Source organism: Aeromonas sp. sia0103, assembly GCF_963895295.1.
Taxonomy (GTDB): Bacteria; Pseudomonadota; Gammaproteobacteria; order Enterobacterales; family Aeromonadaceae; genus Aeromonas; species Aeromonas encheleia.
Genome location: NZ_CAWQKG010000011.1, coordinates 1,098,471 through 1,120,305, shown reverse-complemented (window position 1 = coordinate 1,120,305; position 21,835 = coordinate 1,098,471). Strand labels below are relative to the sequence as shown.

Here is a 21,835-nt window from a genome sequence, read left to right as displayed (position 1 = left end):
GTTCAGCATGTCCGACCCCCTCTTTGACAATCTGCCCCAGCCCGGTTTTCGGCTGGAACGCCATGGCCCGCTGGCGGAGCTCGTCCTGGCGCGCCCTGCCCGCCACAACGCCTTCGATGCGGCGCTGATGCTGGGGCTGCTCGACTGCCTCGACGAGCTGGTCCACCACCATGAGAACCCCCTCGCCGAGCGGCCACGTGTCCTGCTGCTGCGGGCCGAGGGCAAGCACTTCTGCGCCGGCGCCGATCTCGACTGGATGCGCAGCCTCGCTCACGCCGACTTCGAGCACAACCGCGAGGATGCGAGGGTGCTGGCGCGGCTGATGCAGACCCTGGACACCCTGCCCTTCCCCACCCTCGCCCTGGTGCAAGGGGCCGCCTATGGCGGGGCCCTTGGCCTCGTCTGTGCCTGCGACATAGTGCTGGCCAGCGACGATGCCCGCTTCTGCCTCTCCGAGGTGAGCCTGGGGCTGGTGCCGGCGGTGATCAGCCCCTATGTGGTACGCGCCATGGGCATGCGCCAGGCGCGCCGCTACATGCTGAGCGCCGAGCCGTTCGATGCCATCACCGCCTGCCGCCTCCATGTGGCACACCAGCTGGCCAAACCGGCGCAGCTGCTGGCGGAGGGCCGTGCCCTCGCCCTGCGGCTGTGTCGCAACGGCCCGGAGGCGATGAAGGAGACCAAGCGGTTGCTGGCCGCCATCGATGAGCAGGGGGTTGCCCCTCATGAAGAAAAAACCGTCGAGACCATAGCCCGGGTGCGGGTCGGACTCGAGGCCCAGGAGGGGATGCAGGCCTTCTTCGACAAACGCCCCCCCAGCTGGCGCCCCCGTTTCAAGGATGAAGCATGACAAACAGCAAGCCCATTCGACGCCTTCTTATCGCCAATCGCGGCGAGATCGCGGTGCGCATCATCAAGACAGCACGCCGCCTCGGCATTCATACCATCGCCCTCTACTCAGATGCCGACCAGGGTGCCATGCATGTGCGCGAGGCCGACGAGGCCTGGCACCTGGGGCCGGCCCTCGCGCGGGAGAGCTATCTCGATGCCGCCAAGGTGCTGCGCATCGCCCGCGAGGCGGGCGCCGATGCCGTCCACCCCGGCTATGGCTTCCTGTCGGAAAACAGCGACTTCGCCAGCGCCTGTGAGACTCAGGGAGTGCGATTTATCGGCCCGAGCGGCGCCGCCATCCTCGCCATGGGGGACAAGTCCGGCGCCAAGGCGCTGATGCTGGCGGCCGGGGTGCCCGTGTTGCCAGGCTATCACGGCCAGGATCAGCGCCCTGCGCTGTTGCGTGATCAGGCGAGCCAGACCGGCTTCCCGCTGCTGATCAAGGCCGCCAGCGGCGGCGGCGGCAAGGGGATGCGCCGGGTCGAGCAGATAGACGAGTTCGACGAGGCGCTGGCTGCGGTGAAGCGCGAGGCCCTGGCCGCCTTCGGCGATGACAACGTGCTGCTGGAGCGCTACCTGCCCAGGGCCCGCCACGTGGAGGTGCAGATCTTCGCCGACAGCCTGGGCAACGCCATCTATCTGGGGGACAGGGACTGCTCGCTGCAGCGCCGCCACCAGAAGGTGATCGAGGAGGCCCCTGCCCCCGACATCCCGCCCCAGTTGCGCCAGGCCATGGGTGAGGCGGCGGTCGCCGCCGCCAGGACCATCGATTATGTCGGGGCTGGCACCATAGAATTTCTGCTGTGCGAGGGGGAGTTCTTCTTCATGGAGATGAACACCCGCCTGCAGGTGGAGCACCCGGTCACCGAGTGCGTCACCGGCCAGGATCTGGTGGCCTGGCAGCTGGCGGTCGCCGAGGGCCAGCCCCTGCCGTTGACCCAGGATGAGGTGAAGCTGTGCGGCCACGCGGTGGAGGCGCGCCTCTACGCCGAAGACGTAGGAGCCGGTTTCCTGCCCGCCAGCGGCCCCATCCACTGGCTGCACTGGCCGGAGGGGGTAAGGATCGACACCGGGGTCGCCGCCGGGGATGCCGTCAGCCCCTATTACGATCCCATGATCGCCAAGCTCGTCGCCCACGGCCAGAGCCGCGCCGAGGCCTTTGCCCGCCTGGCCGAGGCCCTGGGTACCCTGGCGCTCGGCCCGCTGGTGCACAACGGTCCGCTGTTGCAGCGCCTGTGCCAGGAGCCCGACGTGCTGGCCATGCGCCATCACACCCAGTGGCCCATCCCCACCGAGCCGCAGGCCATTCCCGCGCTCGCCTGGCCGCTGGCAGCCCTCTGGCTCGCCAGCCGCGTGGCCGGTATGGCGCCCTGGCAGCGGGCGAACGGTTTTCGACTCGGTCATCGCCAGCACTGGACGGCGGCGGTGCGCATCGGCGAGGAACGCCGGGTGCTGAGCCTGACCGGCGCCGAGGGCGCGATCGACTGGCAAGGGAGCCGGCTCCCCTATGAGCTGGGCCCGGATCATATCCGTCTGCAGCAGGAAGGACGCTGGTTGCGCTACCCCGTGCAGCCCGGTGCGGCCGGGGCCTTTCTGCTGCGCCTCGGCGAGCAGAGCATCCATTTTGAGGCCGATGATCAGCAGCATCAGGCGCATCATGATCACCACAAGGGCAGCGGCGCCGTCGCCCCCATGCACGGCATAGTCGTGGCGCTGCTGGTGGAGGCCGGCCAGTCCGTCCAGAAGAACCAGCCCCTGCTGGTGCTGGAGGCGATGAAGATGGAACACACGTTGCGGGCAGAACATGAGGGGATGATCGCCGCCCTGCTCTGCCAGCAAGGGGATCAGGTGAGCCAGGGCACGGTGCTGGTGCATTTTGCCGACGCCGATACGGGCGCTGGCGAAAACAGACAAGAGAGCGCGTCATGAGCAGAGAACATGGGATACCGGTCGATCGGGTGAGCCTGGTGGAGATGGGCCCGCGGGATGGGTTGCAAAACGAGGCCCGCATCCTGCCGCTCGAACAGCGGCTTGAGCTGATCGCCCGCCTCGCCGACAGCGGCCTGCAGCGGATCGAGGTGGGCGCCTTCGTCTCCCCCCGAAAGGTGCCGCAGATGGCGGACTCCGCCGCACTTTTTGAGGCCCTGCCGCGCAAGGGCCCGACTCGCTACGGCGCCCTGGTGCCCAACCTGCAGGGACTGCAGGCCGCCATTGCCGCCCGGGTCGACGAGATCGGCCTCTTCACCGCCTGCTCCGATGGCTTCACCCGCGCCAACATCGGCATCGGCGTGGAGGAGTCCCTGATCCGCTTCGCCCCCCTGGTGGCGGAGGCGCGCCGCCTCGGCATCAAGGTGCGGGGCTACCTCTCCACCGTCATAGCCTGCCCGTTCGACGGCCCGACCCGCCCGAAACGGGTCGCCGCCCTGGCCGAGCGGCTGCTGGATCTCGGCTGTCACGAGATCTCCCTGGGTGACACCATAGGCGTCGGCACCCCGGGCACGGTGGCGCCCATGCTGGATGCGGTGCTGCACGAGGTACCTGCGGGGCGGCTCGCGGTGCATTTCCACGACACCTACGGCCAGGGCCTGGCCAACCTGCTGCCGGCGCTGGAGCGCGGCATCCGCACCATAGACTGCTCGGTGGCCGGGCTCGGCGGCTGCCCCTATGCGCCGGGGGCCTCCGGCAACCTGGCCTCGGAGGAGGTGGTCTATCTGCTGCACGGCCTCGGCATGAGCACCGGGGTGGATCTGGACAAGCTGGCCGCCACCGGCCAATGGGTGAGCGAGCGGCTCGGCCACGGCAACGGCTCCCGGGTCGGTCGGGCGCTCCATGCCAGGGCCCTGCAGCTGGCGGCACAGCATGAGATCGCACAGGGAGAGTGCCATGGTCCTTAATCGCGTCTCCGACAGGGAGATCACTCGCGGCATCTCGGTGCTTGTTTGGGGATTTGAGATGCCCAAGGCGCACGCCATGCAAGCCGGTCCTTTCTCCGGCAAGGCGATCACTTGCAGCATCTCGGTGCTTGACCGGGAGTTTGATATGCGCAGGAGCACACCATGAAAGCCAGCCCCTTCTCCGGCAAGGAGGTCACCTACAGCATCTCGGAGCTGGCGCAGGAGTTTGACATCACTCCGCGCACCATCCGCTACTACGAGGATGAGGGGCTGATCACCCCGTCCCGGGAGGGACAGACCCGCATCTACAGCCACAAGGACAAGATCCGCCTGAAGTTGACCCTGCGTGGCAAGCGGCTCGGCTTCAGCCTGGCGGAGATCCGCGAGCTGTTCGACATGTATGACACCGACCGCTCGAGCCGGATGCAGTTGCACTCCATGATCCAGCTCATCGAGGCGCGGCGTCACTCCCTGCGCCAGCAACTGGAAGACATCCAGATGGTGATGGCCGAGCTGGACGCCGCCGAGCAGCGCTGCGTCAATTCACTCGACGGCTTGAAAACCAGCGCAGATTAACCGGAGCTGAGCCCTCGCGCCCCACGCTGCACCGGGAACGCCGGTGCAGCGCCACCGGCCGATGGCGCCGGCAGGCTCATCCCCAGCCGGGTGGCCGAGCGGCCTGGGACTATGCCAGGACCCGGCGACCCTCTCCTCTCCAACCCGACTCCGTTTCACCAGCGGCGCAGTCATCTCGCGCTATGGCAGGGCGCCCCCCGATGGCGGGCCGACGGCGCGACCAGAACGCGACACACACCACGCGCTGGACAGAGTACGGCGTAGCGCATCCGGCAACCCATGCTTCCCCGGCGATTAATTGCTACCATGTGCGCATCAAACGGAGACCACCATGCTCAAGCCGCTGCCCGCTCGTCTGTTGCGCTATACCCTCTATCTCTGCGCCGCCTTGCTTATCTCCCTCTTCATCCTGCTATGGCAAGCCCCCAACCTCACCCAACGCCACCTGCCCGGCTGGCTGGCCAAGCACTATGGTCTGCGGCTGACCCTGGGGGAGATCGACGTCAATCTGCGCCATCCCTCCCTCAGCATCGGCCCCTCCGCCCTGCTCGACGAGCAGCAGCAACCCCTGCTGACGTTCGAGCGGCTCCAGTTAATCCCCCTGCCGCGCGAGAGCTGGCAGCAAAAATCCATCATCCTGGCCGACGCCATCCTGACCAAGCCGACCCTGGATCTGGTCCGCCTCGCCGATGGCAAGGGGCAGCGCGAGCCGCGCTTCAACCTGACCGAGGCGCTGGCCGGGGTGCTGGCTGCCGATCCGGCTCAGGCCCCCGCCGCCGCCGAGCCTGTGCTGGTGCGCATCACCCGGCTGGCCCTGGAGCAGGGCCAGATCCAGTATCGGGATAGCCGCAAGCAGAGCAGCCCGGGCTGGGTGCCGCCGCTCAATCTGCAGGCCGTGGCGCTGGAGCTGCCCGATTTCTCCACGGCCCAGGCATCTGCCAATCGCTACCGGCTGAGTGCGACCCTCAATCAGAAGAGCCCGCTCAAGGCCGAGGGGGAGTTCGATCTCCTGACCGGGGCCGGCAAGGGGCGACTCAGCCTCGGCAAGTTGCCGCTCTCCCCCTTCGCGCCGCTCTGGGCCCCCTACCTCAAGGTCAATCTGGCCAAGGGGGATGCCAGCGCCGAGCTGGACTACCGGCTGAGCCAGAGCAAGCAGGGGCTGGATTGGCGACTGTCGAAGGGCAAGCTGGTCTTGAACAACTGGCAGCTCAGGCGGCCCAAGGGGGCCGAATTTGCCCGCTTCAACCAGCTGGCCCTGACCGGGATCCGGCTCGATGGCCGCAAGCAGTCCCTCGATGTCGACGCCATCGCGCTCAAGGCCCCGGCCGTGATGGCCGTGATCGATGACAGGCAGCGGCTGGATCTGGCCGAGCTGCTCGTCCCGCCACCCGCCGCCAAGGCGACGGCCAAGCCACAGCAGCCGGGCAAGCCCTGGCGCTGGCAGCTCAAGCAGACCCGCATCAGCCAGGGCGAGCTCAAGCTGACCGAGTCGAGCAGCGGCAAGGCGCTGGCGCGCTCGCTCTCCGGGCTGAACCTCAATCTGGGCACCTTGGGCAGCACCACCGGCCAACCCACGACGCTGACCCTCGCCAGCACCCTCAACGGCCAGAGCCAGCTGAACTTCGACGGCGCCCTCAGCCTCACTCCCTTCGCGCTTGACGGCGAGATCAAGCAGCAGGGGTTGCCGCTGAGCTGGGCCCAGCCCTATCTGCAGGATCTGCTGAGGGTCAAGGTGCAGGATGGTCTGCTCAGCAGCCGCACCAAGCTGGCCATCGCGACCGATGCGCAGGGGGCATTGCGCCGGCTGGAGGTCACCGGCGGCTTCGACATCGACAAGCTGCAGGTGCTGGACAGGGCTGACAACCAGCGCCTGCTGCAGATAGAGCGCCTGCAACTGAGCGGCCTGCGCTATGACGGCATCAGCCAGCAGATGAGGATCGCCGATATCCTGCTGCGCCAACCCTTCGCCCGCATCGAGATCAACGAGGAGGGGATCACCAACGTGCAACAGCTGCTGTTGCCACAGCCGGCCAGCGCCAAGCCGGCCGGCGGACCTGCCCCCCGCATCACCATCGATCAGGTGCGCACCGAGCAGGGCAACCTGCGCTTCGCCGATCGCAGCCTGAGCCCGGAGTTCGTGGTGGACATCGCCTCGCTCGCCGGCCAGAGCCGCCACATCAGCAACATTCCCGGCCAGCGCTCCGATCTCGCCTTCAACGGCAAGGTGGACAGGTACGCCCCCGTCACCATCCGCGGCGGCACCAACCTGCTGATCGACGATCCCGTGCTCGACATCGCCGTGGCCTTCAACAACCTGGAGCTCACCACCTTCACCCCCTACTCCAGCACCTATGCGGGCTACGCCATCGACAAGGGCCAACTCTCCATGAAGCTCAACTACAAGCTGCAGGGCAACCGGCTGGAGGGGGACAACGACATCACCATCAAGAAGCTGCAGCTGGGGGAGAAGGTCAAGAGCGAGCAGGCCAAGGATCTGCCGCTCGGGCTCGCCATCGCCCTGCTCAGCGACGCCAGCGGCGTCATCAAGATGAACCTCAAGGTGAACGGCAACCTGGATCAGCCGGATTTCAGCCTGGGCAACATCTTCTGGGACGTGCTCGGCAACACCCTCGGCAAGGCCATCACCTCCCCCTTCTCCCTGCTGGCCTCCCTGACCGGCGGCACCAAAGATCTCGATGAGCTGCCCTTCCTGCTGGGGGATCCGAGTCTCACCCCAAGCCAGCAGACCAAGCTCGGCACCCTGGCCCAGGCGTTGAAGGAGCGCCCCAAGCTCAGCATGAACATCCGCGGCAAGGTCAACTTCAACGAGGAGCGCCCCATACTGCAACGCCAGAAACTGGAGCGCGTGCTGGCCAAGCTCACTGGCGCCCCGGTCGATCTCGGCGTGCTGGAGCAGGATCCCGCCCTGCAAACCGCGCTGGGTGAGGCCTATGAGGCGCGCTTCAAGGAGGATCTCGGCAGCCTGGCCAGTCGGCTGACCCTGGATGAGGCGAGCCCGGCCCTGCGTGCCCAGGCCGTGATCCTGCTGCGGGACCAGCAGCTGATCACCGCCAAGTCCTTGCGCAACCTCGCCATGCGCCGCGCCCAGAACACCAAGGAGTTCCTGGTGGATACCCAGGGCATAGCGCCTGAGCGGCTGTTCGTGCTCGACAGCCAGGTGAAGGAGGCGGACAAGGACGCCAAGGTGGTGCTGACGCTGGATAACTGAGCCGGTGGGGGGAGCCCGGGCTCCCCTCTTCCCCCATCACTTTCCCCGCCCTCTCCCGCTCGCCTCCATTTCGCTTATATCGCCTTGCTCGGCCATATCGCTTCGCTCGGCGCCCCAGCCACCAGCCACCAGCCACCAGCCATGATGGTGGCCGTCGTTGACACCCTCCCGGATAGTGCCGGTGCTGGCACTATGCCGCAGCGTCCCGTTTCAAATAGTGTTAAACATCACTTGTCTGATGGCATATGAGACTGATTTTCAATCGAAACGAGGTTAAATACCGACTTGCCGGGTGCGATGAGACGGCCAGACGCCATCTCGGGTGCCGTTATTCAGTTTCAGATCCTGGTAACTCACACAAAAAATCAACCTCACCGCCCCTATTCATTTACCTGTTTTCTACCTGGATGGCACGAATCATGGCCTGGGTAATTTTTCGTGTCGTTTTTTTACTATTTCTGCATTTCTCCCCTTGCCCGGGGTCCAGAGCCTGCCTAAAATCGCGCGTCTTTTATCAACCCCTACCTCTATTGCTGGAGAACACCACGTGAGCGAAAAATTGGCCAACCCTGCCCCTCTGGGTCTGATGGGTTTCGGTATGACCACCATTCTGCTGAACATCCATAACGCAGGTTTCTTCCCCATCAGCGCCATGATCCTGGCCATGGGCCTGTGCTATGGCGGCCTGGCCCAGATCATCGCCGGTATCATGGAGTACAAGCGTGGCAACACCTTCGGTGTCACCGCCTTCATCTCCTACGGCACCTTCTGGTGGAGCCTGGTGTTCCTGCTGATGATGCCGGGCATGGGTCTGGCCGAAGCCACCCCGCACGCCTTCATGGGCTGGTATCTGCTGATGTGGGGCATGTTCACCCTGTTCATGCTGGTCGGCACCATCAACTACCCGCGCGTGAAGCAGTTCGTGTTCGCCTCCCTGACCGTGCTGTTCTTCCTGCTGGCCGCCCGTGACTTCACCGGCAGCGCCCTGATCGGCACCATCGCCGGTTTCGAAGGCATCATCTGCGGCGCCAGCGCCATCTACCTGGCCATGGCCACCGTGATCAACGAGCAGTATGGCCGCACCGTGCTGCCCATCGGCGATCACAAGAAAGCCGCCACCGTGCAGCTCAAGGCCGCCGCATAATCCGCGATCATCTGGCGCCCGCGCCGATGCAAAAAAGGCACCCCTTGGGGTGCCTTTTGTTTATCCGGCTGCTTGACTCGCTGCGGGCCCCTACTCTCCCGCCAGCAGGCGGGTGGCCGGGAAGCGGGCCGCCGGCTGCTGGCCGAAGAACAGCACGAACTGCTCGTACACGGCGGGATAGGCCGCCCGTAGCCCCAACGGATCGGTGAAGAAGCTCTCGCAGCACACCGCGAAGAACTCGGCAGGATGCTCGGCGGCATAGGGATCGATGGCGGTCGGCTCGTGGCGGGCCAGCTGGGCACTCAGCTCATCGAACGCACGCTGCATGGCCTGGGTCCACCGGCGCGGATCCATGCCGCTCGGCAGCGGCGGCGCCCCATCGGCATTCCCCCCCAGCATGTCGAGCTTGTGGCTCAGTTCGTGGATCACCAGGTTGAAACCGTCCCAGTCCCCGTCCTGCTGCAGCTCGCTCCAGGCCAGCACCAGCGGCCCCTGGGGCCAGGATTCCCCGGCATTCTCCTCTTCCCATTCGCTGACCAGGCCGAACTCATCCTGCACCTGCTGGCGGCGGGTGACGGGCTCGGGGATGATGATCACCTCGTGAAAGCCGCGATACCAGTCCAGCCCAAGGTGCAGGATAGGCAGCGCCGCCTGCAGGGCCAGCACCGCCTGCTGGCGGGACGTGAGCTCGACCCCGATCTGGGTCAGCGTCTTGCGGGCCAGAAACTGCTGGGCCAACTTCGTCAGCCTCGCCTCGTCGTCCTCGGAGAAACCCTGCAGTATGGGCACGGCCGCCAGGGCCTGCCGCCACTCCAGCGCCCCGGGGGCGTTCTCCTGCCGGAGGGATGAAGGATAAAACCACTTCCGTAATCGGGACCAGAACACACGGACTCCTCTTGTCACATCAGAACAACTTCACGAACCGCTTCGGGCGCTCAAGATAGCCCTGCGCCAGGTAGAAGCGATGGGCCCCCTCCCGCTTCAGGCTGCTGGAGAGCTCCAGCTGGCCACAGCCTTGCGCCTGCGCCCGCGCCTCTGCCGCCGCCAGCAGCAGGGCGCCTACCCCCTTCCCTCTTGCACTCTCATCGATAACCAGCGCCGAGATCAGGCCCCAGGCGGGTGCAAGGTGCAAGGGTTGCAGGACATGCCACACCAGGACCCCCACCACCTCGGCATCGAGACAGGCCAGCAGCACCTCGCGGGCCGGATCCGGCTGCCGCAGGCGATCCACTATCTCGAGTGCCCCGGCCGGGTAGCCCAGCTGCTCGAACAGGCGGGCCATGGCGGCCCCATCCCCCTGCTCGGCGAGGCGGACCATGCCACCATTGTCTTCCATTTTCATTCCTGGCCTCACATTTGCTTTCTATCAACCGGCGACCCGCAAAGTGATCGGCACGGGGCATTTCCGAATCTTGTCCAGCCCATTCTGTCATTTGTTATTGCCAATTCACAAATTAACAAACCGACAACATATTTCACTAGGAAGCCCCTGCACAAATCGATATGTTAAAAGCCGCAGACTTACCAGTCGAAAGTACTGCACTAACCTGAGTGACCCTCTTGGTCACCACAGATTTCAATATTTTAGGGAGCGAGGCACAGACCTCGCCAAGACAGCGCAACAAAGGAGTTGTTGTACATGAATGAGATCGTCAATGCCATCAATGGGGTGATCTGGAGCCCCGCGCTCATCTATCTGTGTCTGGGGGTAGGCCTCTACTTCTCCCTGCGCAGCCGCTTCCTGCAACTGCGCCATATCAAGGAGATGGTGCGGTTGATGTTCGATGGCAAGAGCACCGATGCCGGTGTCTCTTCCTTCCAGGCACTGGCCATGACCCTGGCCGGCCGGGTCGGTACCGGTAACATCGCCGGGGTCGCCACCGCCATCACCTTCGGCGGCCCGGGTGCCCTGTTCTGGATGTGGATGGTCGCCTTCCTCGGCGCCAGCTCCGCCTTCGTGGAGTCCACCCTGGGTCAGGTCTACAAGGAGAAGATCAACGGTGAGTACCGCGGCGGCCCGGCCTTCTACATCGAGAAAGGGCTCGGCATGAAGTGGTACGCCTGGACCTTCGCCATCTCGACCATCTTCGCCTGCGGCGTCTTGCTGCCGGGGGTGCAGGCCAACTCCATCGGGGCCAGCCTGCAGACCGCCTTCGCGATCGATCCGAACGTCACCGCCGCCGGTCTGGCGCTGCTGCTCGGCTTCATCATCTTCGGCGGCGTCAAGCGGATCGCCAGCTTCGCCAGCACAGTGGTGCCCTTCATGGCGCTCGGCTACATCATAGTGGCCTGCGTCATCATCGCCCTCAACATCGGTCAATTGCCCGGTGTGCTGCTGCTGATCTGGAAGAGCGCCTTCGGCATGGAGGCCGGTTTCGGTGCCATCCTGGGCCTGGCCATCATGTGGGGGGTCAAGCGCGGGGTCTATTCCAATGAAGCCGGTCAGGGGACAGGGCCGCACGCCTCCTCCGCCGCCGCGGTGAGCCACCCGGCCAAGCAGGGTCTGGTGCAGGCTTTCTCTGTCTACATCGACACCCTGTTCGTCTGCTCCGCCACCGGCTTCATGCTGCTCATTACCGGGCTCTATAACGTGCAGGGACCGGACGGCGCCGCCATCTACACCGGCATCGCCGGTATCGCCGCAGGCCCAGGCTACGTGCAGACCGCCATGGAGAGCATGATGCCCGGCTTTGGCAGCATGTTCGTGGCTGTCGCGCTGTTCTTCTTCGCGTTCACCACCATAGTCGCCTACTACTACATCGCCGAGACCAACATCGCCTACATCAACCGCAAGGTGAACCGTCCCTGGCTGACCTTCGTGCTCAAGCTGACGCTGATGGCCTCCACCGTCTATGGCACCGTCAAGACCGCGGATCTGGCCTGGGGTCTTGGTGACATCGGGGTCGGCCTGATGGCCTGGCTCAACATAGGTGCCATCCTGCTGCTGCAGAAGACCGCCTTCGTCTGCCTCAAGGACTATGAGGCCCAGAAGGCCAAGGGGCTGGATCCCGTGTTCCATCCGGAGAAACTCGGCATCAAGAACGCCGACTACTGGATGGGTCACCGCTCCGAGGACAACCTGAAACAGGAGCAGGACGGCCATCCGTTCGAGCCGGATCGCAAGATCTCCTGAGTCATCGACCCAGCACGAGACGAAAAAAAAATGGCAGCCCTGGCTGCCATTTTCTATTGAAGAGCGCGGTCAGAGCGCGTTGCGCCGCGGCCCGAACGGCAGCCGCCAGCGCAACAGGCTGTTGAGGGTGGCGCGCCACTGGTTGGGCCGCCCCAGGATCTGCCGCTGCAGACGGGTCTCCTCCTTGAGCATCGCCTCATCGCTGCGGGCCCAGGCCTGGGTATAGAGCCGCTTGATCCCCGCCAGCGCATCCGGCGACTTGGTGATCAGGGTCTTGGCGAACTCCCGCGCCTCACTCAACGGATCCGCGCAGACCCGGCTCACCAGCCCCAGGCTCCTGGCCTCGCTGGCATCGCACTCACGCCCGCTCATGGCGAGCTCCATGGCGGTGTCGACCCCCATCAGGTTGCGCAGGGTGACGCTGCCACTCATGTCGGGGATGATGCCCCACTTGATCTCCATCACCGAGAAGCGGCAATCCGGTGTGCTGAAGCGAAAATCCGCCCCGAGCGCGATCTGCAGGCCGCCCCCGAAACAGACCCCCTGGGTCACCGCGATCACCGGCACCGGCAACTGGTGCCAGCCATAGGCGACCCGCTGGGCCAGATTGGTCGCCTCGTCCGCTTCCCGTTTGAGGATGTCGAGCGCCGCCACCGGCTGCTTGAGCATGGATTTCACATCCAGCCCGGCGCAGAAGGCGCGCCCCTCCCCGTGCAGGATCACCGCCCGCAGCCCCCGGTGCCGCTGCAGCTGGCCGAGCACCTCATCGATGGCGCCGAACATGGCCCTGTCCAGCGCATTGAGCTTGTCCCCCCGCGCCAGCATCACCTCGGCGATGCCGTCCCGGATCTCCCATTTGACCCTTGGTTTATCCATGTCCCCTGTCCTCTCCTGAGTCGCTACTGGTCATACCACCAAGTTACCAGAGTGTTACCGGCGGGTACAGGGAGGCGAGGGCCTCCGTGCGACTAAAGTCGGCTGGCCCCGCTCCGGCGCCTTTGTCAGACTGGCCTCACGCCCCCGGCCGAGAACCGCCATGACCATTCTGTTCAACTTCAGTCGCCCGCCGTTTGACTGCCTCGGGGAAGCGGAGCGCCAGCGCCTCGGGCAGAGCCTCAGCGTCTGCTATTTTCGGGCGGGCCAGAGGGTGCTGAGCCCGGGGGACGCCCCTCCCGGCCTCTATCTCATCATCAAGGGGGCGGTGGAGGAGTCGAGCCCCCACCAGTCGTTCGGCGATTACGGGGTCGACGATCTGTTCGACGTCCGTGCCCAGTTCGATGGCCGCTGCCGCCATGGCTTCAGCGCCCTGGAGGACTGCCTCTGCCAGCTGATCCCCCGCGAGGTGTTCACGGAGCTCTGCGCCGGCAACCCGGAGCTCGCGCACTATTTCACCGCGACCCTGGCCGAGCGCCAGCACCAACAGGCGCGGCGGGAGCAGCTTGGCCAGCAGAATCTGGCGGAGTTCATCCTGACCCGGATTGAGCCCAACCACCTGCAGCCACCGCTCCTCGTCGAGAGCCGGCTCAGCCTGCTGACCGCGACCGAAGCCATGGCCAGCCAGGGCTGCGATTGCCTGCTCTATCCCGCCGCCGACGGCAGCCTGAGCCTGGCCACCCGCAAGACCCTGCTCCACGCCCTGACCCTGAGAGGGCTGCCGCTGACGGCGCCGCTCGCGGTGCTGAGCCCGGCCCCGCTGATCGGCCTGCCCCTTGGCAGCTACCTGTTCGACGCCCTGCTGCTGATGACCCGTCACCGCATCAAGCGGCTGGTGGTCTGGGATCGGCAGGAGGTGGCGGGCGTCTTGCACCTGACCCAGGTGCTCGGCCTCTTCTCCGCCCACTCCCACGTGCTGACCCTGCGCATCGCCCGCGCCGATAGCCTGCCCGCGCTGGAAGCCGTCGCCCGGGAGCAGCAACAGCTGACCCGCTCCCTGTTCGGGCAGGGGATCCACACCGCCTTCCTGATGAGGCTCATCGCCACCCTCAACGAGCAGCTGATCGCCAAGGCCTTCACCCTGGCGATCCCGGCCGAGGTGCAGGATAAGGTGTGCCTGCTGATGCTGGGATCGGAGGGGCGCGGCGAGCAAATCCTCAAGACCGATCAGGACAACGCCCTGATCCTGCCCGCCAGCCTGCAGTGGCCAAGCCAGCAGGCAGACCTTGCCGCCTTCGGCGCCCTGCTGGAGCGGCTCGGTTATCCCCCCTGCCCGGGTCGGGTGATGGTCAGCAACCCGGCCTGGGTGAAGGAGGCCGCGCACTGGCAACAGGAGATCGAACGCGCCTGCCTGGGGGCCAGCGAAGCCGAGCTGCTCTGGCTCGCCACCCTGGCCGATGCCCAGCCCATCGCCGGTGATCGCAGCCTGCTGCCCCCCATCGCCCGCAGGCTAAGGGAGCAGCTCGCCGATCGGCCCGATCTGCTGGCGGAGATGGCCCGCGCCGCGGTCGCCTTTCACACCCCCCTCACCCTGTTTGGCCGGCTGGCGCAGGAGCCGGAGGGGCTGGATCTCAAGCGCGGTGGCCTGTTTGCGCTGGTACACGGCATCCGCCTGCTGGCGCTGGAGGCCAAGATCCTGGAGACCTCCACCCTGGGCCGCATCGAGGCCCTGGTGGCCTGCGATCGGCTCAGCAGCGATTACGGCGCCAATCTGGCGGAGGCGTTCCGGCTGTTCGTTCGGCTGCGGCTGCGCAGCCAGCTCAAGGTAGGTGACCACAGGGTGCGGGTGGAGGCGCTCAGCCACAGCGAGCGGGATCTGCTGCGCCATGCCCTGCATCAGGTGAAGAAGTTCCAGCAGTGGCTCGCCTTGCACTTTCGTCTGAGGCAATAGCATGTGGAGTCGCTGCCGACGCCGTTGGATTGGCCGGGCTTTTCGTCACGGGGAGTTCGCCCCGCTCTTTGCGCCCGCCCCGCGCGATGAGTGGGTGGCCCTCGATCTCGAGACCACCAGCCTGGATCCCGCACAGGCGGAAATCGTCGCCATCGGCGCGGTGCGCATCCAGGGCAACCGGCTGCTCACCGGGGAGGCACTCTCCTTGCGGGTGCAGGCACCCGCCAGCCTGAGCGCACAATCCGTGGTGATCCACGGCCTGCGCCATCAGGATTTGCAGCAGGGCATGCCGCTGGAGGCCGCGCTGCGCCAGCTGTTGGCCTTCATTGGCCCGCGCGAGCTGGTGGGCTATCACATCCCCTACGATCTGCGCATCTTCAACCTGGCCTGCCAAAAGCAGTGGGGGCTGCGCCTGCCCCAGCGCGGCATAGAGGTGAGCCGGCTCTATCACGATCACCTCTATCGACGCTACCCCGATGCCGCCATCGATCTGCACCTCGGCGCCATCTGCAGTCACCTGGAGCTGCCTCCCCTGCCCGCCCACGACGCCCTCGCCGACGCGGTCACCGCCGCCCTCATCTTCCTGCGCCTGCGCCTGGGCGGCCCCCTGGCTTATCCCAAAGTCTAATTGCCCACCAATAACATTTAATTCACATTTCCATTACATGAGCGGACCTCCTGCTCGGTAGGGACATCCTTCATTCACAGTCGACATTCATGTCATGGAGAAATGCAATGGAACAGCAACGCTATCTGAGGATCCAGCAAGATCCCGTCTTCCAGGAGTTGGTCAGCAAACGCCAACGCTTCGCCTGGACCCTCTCCATCCTGATGCTGGGGCTCTACCTGGCGTTTATCCTGCTCATCGCCTTCGCCCCCGGCTGGCTCGGCACACCGCTGAGCGAGGGATCTTCCATCACCCGTGGCATTCCCGTCGGCGTGGGCCTCATCCTCGCCTCCTTCGTGCTGACCGGCATCTATGTGGTGCGTGCCAACGGCGAGTTTGACGAGCTGAACCAGAAGATCCTCAAGGGAGTGCAATCATGAAAGGCAAGTCTCTGCTGCTGTTGACCGGCCTGGTCTCCACCCCCCTGCTGGCGGCCGATGCGCTGACCGGCGAGGTGCAACGCCAGCCCCTCAATGTCCCGGCCATCGTCATGTTCGTGGTCTTCGTGGCCGCCACCCTGTTCATCACCTACTGGGCCTCCAAGCGTAACCGCTCGGCCTCCGACTACTATGCCGCAGGGGGCCGCATCACCGGCTTCCAGAACGGCCTGGCCATCGCCGGTGACTACATGTCCGCCGCCTCCTTCCTCGGCATCTCCGCCCTGGTCTACACCTCGGGCTACGATGGCCTCATCTACTCCATCGGCTTCCTGGTGGGCTGGCCCATCATACTGTTCCTGATCGCGGAGCGGCTGCGCAACCTCGGCAAGTACACCTTCGCCGACGTCGCCTCCTACCGCCTCAAGCAAACCTCGGTGCGCAGCCTCTCCGCCAGCGGCTCCCTGGTGGTGGTCGCCCTCTACCTGATCGCCCAGATGGTCGGTGCCGGCAAGCTGATCGAGCTGCTGTTCGGCCTGCAATACCACGTGGCCGTGGTACTGGTCGGCATCCTGATGGTGCTCTACGTGCTGTTTGGCGGCATGCTGGCCACCACCTGGGTGCAGATCATCAAGGCGGTGATGCTGCTCTCCGGTGCCTCCTTCATGGCCATCATGGTGATGAAGTCCGTCAACTTCGACATCGGTGCCCTGTTCAGCGAGGCCGTCAAGGTGCACGCGAACGGCGCCGCCATCATGAGCCCGGGTGGCCTGGTGGCCGATCCCATCTCCGCCATCTCCCTCGGGCTGGCACTGATGTTCGGCACCGCCGGCCTGCCCCACATCCTGATGCGTTTCTTCACCGTGAGTGACGCCAAGGAAGCGCGCAAGAGCGTGTTCTACGCCACCGGCTTCATCGGCTACTTCTATATCCTGACCTTCATCATCGGCTTCGGCGCCATCCTGCTGGTCAGCACCAACCCGACCTTCAAGGATGCCACCGGCGCCCTGCTGGGCGGCACCAACATGGCGGCTGTCCATCTGGCCGATGCGGTAGGGGGCAGCCTGTTCCTCGGCTTCATCAGCGCCGTGGCCTTCGCCACCATCTTGGCGGTGGTCGCCGGCCTCACCCTGGCGGGCGCCTCCGCGGTCTCCCACGACCTCTATGCCTGCGTGATCAAGCAGGGCAAGGCCAACGAAACCGACGAGCTGCGCGTCTCCAAGTACACCACTGTGGTGCTGGGGGTGGTCGCCATCGGTCTGGGGATCCTGTTCGAGAAGCAGAACATCGCCTTCATGGTGGGCCTGGCCTTCTCCATCGCGGCAAGCTGCAACTTCCCGGTGCTGTTCCTCTCCATGTTCTGGTCCCGCCTGACCACCCGCGGCGCCGTCTACGGTGGCTGGCTGGGTCTCATCAGCGCCGTGACCCTGATGATCCTGGGCCCGACCGTGTGGGTGAAGGTGCTGGGTCATGCGCAGGCTATTTTCCCCTACGAGTACCCAGCACTCTTCTCCATGGCACTGGCCTTCGCCGGGATCTGGTTCTTCTCGGTCACCGACAAGTCCCAGAATGCCAGCGACGAACACGCGAAATTCATCCCGCAGTTCGTGCGCTCCCAGACCGGGCTCGGCGCCTCCGGTGCCTCCGCCCACTAAATTGCTCTCGTCACTCCCAAGCCGGCCCTGTGCCGGCTTTTTTCATGGGATCTCACTCACTTGTCATGGTGCCAGATCACAGTTCTCACTAAAACTTTCGGGGGATCTGTGCCATAATGCGCGCCATTTGACAGACCAACCGGGACATCTCCTTTGTTAAGCAGCAATAACATCACCATGCAGTTCGGCGCCAAGCCGTTGTTTGAGAACATCAGCGTCAAGTTTGGCGGCGGCAACCGCTACGGCCTCATCGGCGCCAACGGCTGTGGCAAGTCCACCTTTATGAAGATCCTCGGCGGCGACCTTGAGCCCACTGGCGGTAATGTGAGCCTGGACGTCAACGAGCGCATCGGTAAGTTGCGCCAGGATCAGTTCGCCTACGAAGAGATGCGCGTGCTGGACGTGGTCATGATGGGCCATAACGAGCTGTGGGCCGCCATCGCCGAGCGCGATGCCATCTACGCCAATCTGGAAGCCACCGACGACGACTACATGAAGGCCGCCGAGCTGGAAGGTCTGGTTGCCGAATACGACGGTTACACCGCCGAAGCCCGTGCGGGTGAGCTGCTGCTCGGCGCAGGTATTCCCATCGAGCTGCACAACGGCCCCATGAGCGAAGTGGCACCGGGCTGGAAACTGCGGGTGCTGCTGGCACAGGCATTGTTCTCCAACCCCGACATCCTGTTGCTGGACGAACCGACCAACAACCTGGACATCAACACCATTCGCTGGCTGGAGCAGGTGCTCAACGATCGTGAAAGTACCATGATCATCATCTCTCACGATCGTCACTTCCTGAACTCGGTCTGCACCCACATGGCGGATCTGGACTACGGCGAGCTGCGGGTCTACCCGGGCAACTACGACGAGTACATGACCGCGGCCACCCAGGCCCGCGAGCGTCTGCTCTCCGACAACGCCAAGAAGAAGGCCCAGATTGCCGACCTGCAATCCTTCGTCTCCCGTTTCAGTGCCAACGCCTCCAAGTCCAGCCAGGCCACCTCCCGCCTCAAGCAGATCGACAAGATCAAGATTGAAGAGGTGAAGGTCTCCAGCCGTCAGAACCCCTTCATCCGCTTCGAGCAGGAGAAGAAGCTGTACCGCAACATCCTGGAAGTGGAAGGGGTGTCCAAAGGCTATGGTGAGGCGCCCCTGTTCAAGGGCCTCAGCATGATGCTGGAAGTGGGCGAGAAGGTCGCCATTCTGGGTACCAACGGCATCGGTAAATCCACCCTGATCAAGACGCTCATGGGCGAATTGGCACCGGACAGCGGCACCATCAAGTGGTCCGAGAATGCCCAGATTGGCTACTATGCCCAGGATCACGCCGAAGACTTCAACACCGATCTGAACGTGTTCGACTGGATGGCGCAGTGGAAACAGGCCAACGAAGACGAGCAGGCGGTACGCTCAGTGCTGGGTCGTCTGCTGTTCACCCAGGACGACATCAAGAAGCCGGTCAAGGTGCTGTCCGGTGGCGAACAGGGCCGCATGCTGTTCGGCAAGCTGATGATGCAGCGCCCCAACATCCTGATCATGGATGAGCCGACCAACCACCTGGACATGGAATCTATCGAATCCTTGAACCTGGCGCTGGAGATGTATCAGGGCACCCTGATCTTCGTCTCCCACGACCGTGAGTTCGTCTCCTCCCTGGCGACCCGCATCATGGAACTGACCGAGAATGGCATCCGCGACTTCGGCGGCACCTACGAGGATTACCTGCGTACTCAGGGCGTGGCATAACCGCCCCTACCCTCGCGGTTCCTAAATGAAAACCGGCGCCACAGGCGCCGGTTTTTTATGCTTGTCTCTGCCGAGGCTGAGGATGCTGAGGATGCTGAGGATGCTGAGGATGCTGAGGATGCTGAGGATGCTGAGGATGCTGAGGATGCTGAGGATGCTGAGGATGCTGAGGATAAAAGCATAATAATGGTGTGCCCGCCCCTGCAGATAAAAAAACGGCTCCATCAAGGAGCCGTTTTCAATGGATGAGCGAGTCGATTATTCGACGGTCGCTTCCACGTCGGTGAAGTACTCGATCTTGGCCGCTTTGCGCAGCTCATCGATCAGCGACTTGTAGGAGGCCTGCGCCTTGCCCTGGCCAAGCTGGCCTTGCAGCAGGCTGACCATCTGGGACGGCTCCTTGGTCACGTTGACCTTGTCCAGCGCCACCACGACCCGATCGCCATTGGCTTCGGCCACCAGCTCGACGCTCGGCTTGCCGTCGACCGGATGGGGCATGCGGAACGCCTGGGCCAGCAGGGTCTGATCCATCTCCTGGGTGAAGCGGGCGACGCCGTTGTGGGTCTCCACCTTCAGTCCAAGGGCGGTCAGATCGGCCTGGATGTCCTCACCGGCGTGCAGCTTGTCGAGCAGGGCCTGTGCCTTGCCACGGGCCACTTCGCTGGCCTTGTCATGCTTGATGGCCGCGATCACCTGCTCCTTGATCTCCGCCAGCGGCTTGGCCGCCTTGGGCTTATGACCCATGATGTGCAGCACCAGCGCCTTGCCATCCGCCAGCTCGATCACATCCGAGTTGGTGTTGTCATCGCGCAGCTGTTCGGAGAACGCCACCGCCAGCACCTTGGGATCCTTGAGCGGGGCCGGGGCATTGGCCTGGCCGAAGTAATCCGAGGAGATGACCTTCAGACCCATGGTCTCGGCGGTCAGGTCCAGGGAGTCCGGGTTCTCGAAGCTGCTGTCGGCCATCTTCTGCTGCTCGGCGAAGAACAGCTCCTTGGCCTTGTCCGCTTGCAGGCGGCTGATGGTGTCACTCATCACATCCACGAACGGTTTGGTCTTGGCGGGCTCGACGGCCAGCAGCTTGATGACGTGGAAGCCGAACGGGCTCTTCACCACGGCGGAGAGATCGCCGGCCTTGTTCAGGGTAAAGGCGGCTTGTTCAAACGCCGGATCCATCACCCCTTTCTCGAACCAGTCCAGCTCGCCACCCTTCTTGGCGGAGAAGCTGTCACTGGAGTTGGCCTTGGCCAGCTCGGCGAAGTCTTCACCGCCCTTGGCCTTGGCCAGCAGGGCCTCGGCCTTCTGCTCGGCCGCTTTCTCGTCCTTGCCAAACGGGATCAGGATGTGCGCCACCTGGCGACGCTCGGCACGCTGGAACAGGTCCTGGTGCTGATCGTAGTAATCCTGGGCATCCTGCTCGGTGACCTTGATATCTTTACCCAGGTTGGCGGCATCCAGCAGCAGGTAGTCTACCTTGACCTGCTCGTCGTTCATGAAACGCGCGCTGTTGGCCTTGTAGAACTGATCCACCTCCGCATCGGAGACCTCGACCTCGCCCAGATAGGCAGAGGCAGCCAGGCGCACCAGGCGCAGATCGCGAGTCTGGTTGTAGAGCTTGTCGAGCTGCTCGGCCTCACCCTTGAGGGCGAATTCGGAGCCCAGCAGGGCGCCCATCAGTTGCTGGCGCACCATGTCCTGGCGCAGGGAGTCGCGGAACATCTCCGGCGTCATGCCGGCGCGGCGGATCAGCTGCAGGTAGCGCTCGTTGTTGAATTTGCCCTCTTCGACAAACTCCGGCATGGCGACGATGGCCTGCTTGATCTGCGCGTCGCTGATGCGCAGGCCGAGTTCACGGGCCTTGTCATCGATCAGCGCCTGATCGATGAGCCGGTCCAGCACACCACGGCGGAACTGTTTCATGTAATCGGGGTTGGCGGCCATCTGGTTGAAGGCCTCGCCCATTTGGGACTCCATGCGGGCCCGCTCGTTGCGATAGGCATTCTCCAGTGCGGGGGCACTGATGTCATTGCCGTTGACGGTGGCGGGGGCGGTACGTGCCGGGCCGTTGAGGTAGCTACCTACACCGGCCAAGGCAAAGGAGAGAATGATCAGGCCCAAGATAACCTTGGCTACCTTGCCCTGCGCCCCTTCGCGTAGTTTATCCAACATCATGTTTGTACTTATGCTCCCGAACTCGATGGGCCTAAATAATGAAAAGGCGCACCGATTGCGATGCGCCTTGGTCAATCAGTATGAGGGAGAGCCCTCTAACTTGTCTGGTCTGCGACCAAGGACGGTGCCGATGAGAATCAGCGCCCGGCTTAGTTGACCGCGTCTTTCAGGGCCTTGCCCGCTTTGAAGGCAGGAACTTTACCGGCGGCGATTTCGATGGTCGCGCCAGTTTGCGGGTTACGGCCAGAACGAGCAGCACGCTCGCGTACAGCGAAGGTACCGAAACCAACCAGAGCAACCTGGTCACCCTCTTTCAGTGCTTCACCTACTGCTTCGATGAAGGCATCAAGCGCACGGCCAGCAGCGGCTTTGGAGATATCAGCACCGTCTGCAATCTTGTCAATCAGTTGAGATTTATTCACTCTTATATTCCCCTTTTATCGAACATCGCTGCGGCGCTGATTTCCCTGGCCACAACAAGTGGAGGTTTTATAGCAAGCCTCCTGATCAGTTGCAAGTGACAATCT

Annotated in this window: 19 protein-coding genes; 14 read left to right on the top strand and 5 right to left on the bottom strand. The window is 64.2% G+C overall.

Features of this window, described 5'->3' with window-relative positions; all coding sequences use genetic code 11:
* Positions 1-7: 7 nt before the first annotated feature.
* The 7 genes from AACW18_RS07715 to AACW18_RS07685 all read left to right on the top strand — a co-directional run bounded on the left by AACW18_RS07715 (position 8) and on the right by AACW18_RS07685 (position 8,734).
* Positions 8-850 carry an enoyl-CoA hydratase-related protein gene (locus AACW18_RS07715; RefSeq protein ID WP_218388264.1) on the top strand — a complete coding sequence of 281 codons (843 nt, stop codon included), beginning with the start codon at positions 8-10 and terminating at the stop codon, positions 848-850.
* A complete protein-coding gene (locus tag AACW18_RS07710) occupies positions 847-2,820 on the top strand; it encodes an acetyl/propionyl/methylcrotonyl-CoA carboxylase subunit alpha (RefSeq protein WP_218388263.1) in 1,974 nt (657 codons plus the stop codon). The genes AACW18_RS07715 and AACW18_RS07710 overlap by 4 nt, the downstream gene beginning before the upstream one ends.
* Positions 2,817-3,785, top strand: a complete 969-nt coding sequence (locus AACW18_RS07705) for a hydroxymethylglutaryl-CoA lyase (protein ID WP_218388262.1) — start codon at positions 2,817-2,819, stop codon at positions 3,783-3,785. The genes AACW18_RS07710 and AACW18_RS07705 overlap by 4 nt, the downstream gene beginning before the upstream one ends.
* Positions 3,775-3,951: a hypothetical protein gene (locus tag AACW18_RS07700; RefSeq protein ID WP_157013110.1), complete on the top strand. Its 177-nt coding sequence runs from the start codon at positions 3,775-3,777 to the stop codon at positions 3,949-3,951. Before AACW18_RS07705 ends, AACW18_RS07700 begins: the two co-directional genes overlap by 11 nt.
* On the top strand, positions 3,948-4,361 hold the full coding sequence (locus AACW18_RS07695) for a MerR family transcriptional regulator (RefSeq protein ID WP_042653683.1): 414 nt from the start codon (positions 3,948-3,950) through the stop codon (positions 4,359-4,361). The genes AACW18_RS07700 and AACW18_RS07695 overlap by 4 nt, the downstream gene beginning before the upstream one ends.
* 331 nt (positions 4,362-4,692) lie before the next feature.
* Complete coding sequence (locus AACW18_RS07690; RefSeq protein WP_218388261.1) at positions 4,693-7,590, top strand: DUF748 domain-containing protein; 2,898 nt, start codon at positions 4,693-4,695, stop codon at positions 7,588-7,590.
* A 547-nt stretch (positions 7,591-8,137) separates the two neighbouring features.
* On the top strand, positions 8,138-8,734 hold the full coding sequence (locus AACW18_RS07685) for an acetate uptake transporter (protein ID WP_042653681.1): 597 nt from the start codon (positions 8,138-8,140) through the stop codon (positions 8,732-8,734).
* Between the two features lie 90 nt (positions 8,735-8,824).
* Here the strand turns inward: AACW18_RS07685 and AACW18_RS07680 are convergent, their stop codons facing one another.
* Both AACW18_RS07680 and AACW18_RS07675 read right to left on the bottom strand, forming a co-directional pair.
* Complete coding sequence (locus AACW18_RS07680; protein ID WP_218388260.1) at positions 8,825-9,619, bottom strand: M90 family metallopeptidase; 795 nt, start codon at positions 9,617-9,619, stop codon at positions 8,825-8,827.
* 19 nt (positions 9,620-9,638) lie between these two features.
* Positions 9,639-10,052, bottom strand: a complete 414-nt coding sequence (locus tag AACW18_RS07675) for a GNAT family N-acetyltransferase (RefSeq protein ID WP_218388368.1) — start codon at positions 10,050-10,052, stop codon at positions 9,639-9,641.
* Positions 10,053-10,373: 321 nt separating this feature from the next.
* Here AACW18_RS07675 and AACW18_RS07670 point away from each other — a divergent pair, with 321 nt between their 5' ends.
* The gene (locus AACW18_RS07670) at positions 10,374-11,867 is read left to right on the top strand and encodes an alanine/glycine:cation symporter family protein (protein WP_218327810.1); all 1,494 of its coding nucleotides are present in this window, start codon (positions 10,374-10,376) and stop codon (positions 11,865-11,867) included.
* Between the two features lie 69 nt (positions 11,868-11,936).
* Here AACW18_RS07670 and AACW18_RS07665 read toward each other — a convergent pair whose 3' ends face one another.
* Positions 11,937-12,743 carry a crotonase/enoyl-CoA hydratase family protein gene (locus tag AACW18_RS07665; protein WP_218388259.1) on the bottom strand — a complete coding sequence of 269 codons (807 nt, stop codon included), beginning with the start codon at positions 12,741-12,743 and terminating at the stop codon, positions 11,937-11,939.
* A 160-nt stretch (positions 12,744-12,903) separates the two neighbouring features.
* On the opposite strand from AACW18_RS07665, the gene AACW18_RS07660 reads away from it, so the two are divergent.
* The 6 genes from AACW18_RS07660 to AACW18_RS07635 all read left to right on the top strand — a co-directional run bounded on the left by AACW18_RS07660 (position 12,904) and on the right by AACW18_RS07635 (position 19,385).
* On the top strand, positions 12,904-14,691 hold the full coding sequence (locus tag AACW18_RS07660) for a putative nucleotidyltransferase substrate binding domain-containing protein (RefSeq protein ID WP_218388258.1): 1,788 nt from the start codon (positions 12,904-12,906) through the stop codon (positions 14,689-14,691).
* A 1-nt stretch (position 14,692) separates the two neighbouring features.
* A complete protein-coding gene (locus AACW18_RS07655) occupies positions 14,693-15,319 on the top strand; it encodes a 3'-5' exonuclease (RefSeq protein WP_218388257.1) in 627 nt (208 codons plus the stop codon).
* Positions 15,320-15,426: 107 nt separating this feature from the next.
* Positions 15,427-15,738, top strand: coding sequence for a DUF485 domain-containing protein (locus AACW18_RS07650; RefSeq protein ID WP_042653674.1), 312 nt, complete (start codon positions 15,427-15,429; stop codon positions 15,736-15,738).
* Complete coding sequence (locus AACW18_RS07645) at positions 15,735-17,390, top strand: cation acetate symporter (RefSeq protein WP_218327823.1); 1,656 nt, start codon at positions 15,735-15,737, stop codon at positions 17,388-17,390. Before AACW18_RS07650 ends, AACW18_RS07645 begins: the two co-directional genes overlap by 4 nt.
* A 153-nt stretch (positions 17,391-17,543) precedes the next feature.
* Entirely contained in the window at positions 17,544-19,136 is a 1,593-nt protein-coding gene (locus tag AACW18_RS07640; protein WP_042653672.1) for an ABC-F family ATPase, read from the top strand.
* A gap of 57 nt (positions 19,137-19,193) precedes the next feature.
* On the top strand, positions 19,194-19,385 hold the full coding sequence (locus AACW18_RS07635) for a hypothetical protein (protein ID WP_218388256.1): 192 nt from the start codon (positions 19,194-19,196) through the stop codon (positions 19,383-19,385).
* A 9-nt stretch (positions 19,386-19,394) separates the two neighbouring features.
* Here AACW18_RS07635 and ppiD read toward each other — a convergent pair whose 3' ends face one another.
* Complete coding sequence (gene ppiD / locus AACW18_RS07630) at positions 19,395-21,308, bottom strand: peptidylprolyl isomerase (RefSeq protein WP_218388255.1); 1,914 nt, start codon at positions 21,306-21,308, stop codon at positions 19,395-19,397.
* A gap of 149 nt (positions 21,309-21,457) precedes the next feature.
* Positions 21,458-21,730: a nucleoid-associated protein HU-beta gene (gene hupB / locus AACW18_RS07625; RefSeq protein WP_042020877.1), complete on the bottom strand. Its 273-nt coding sequence runs from the start codon at positions 21,728-21,730 to the stop codon at positions 21,458-21,460.
* Positions 21,731-21,835: the final 105 nt, after the last annotated feature.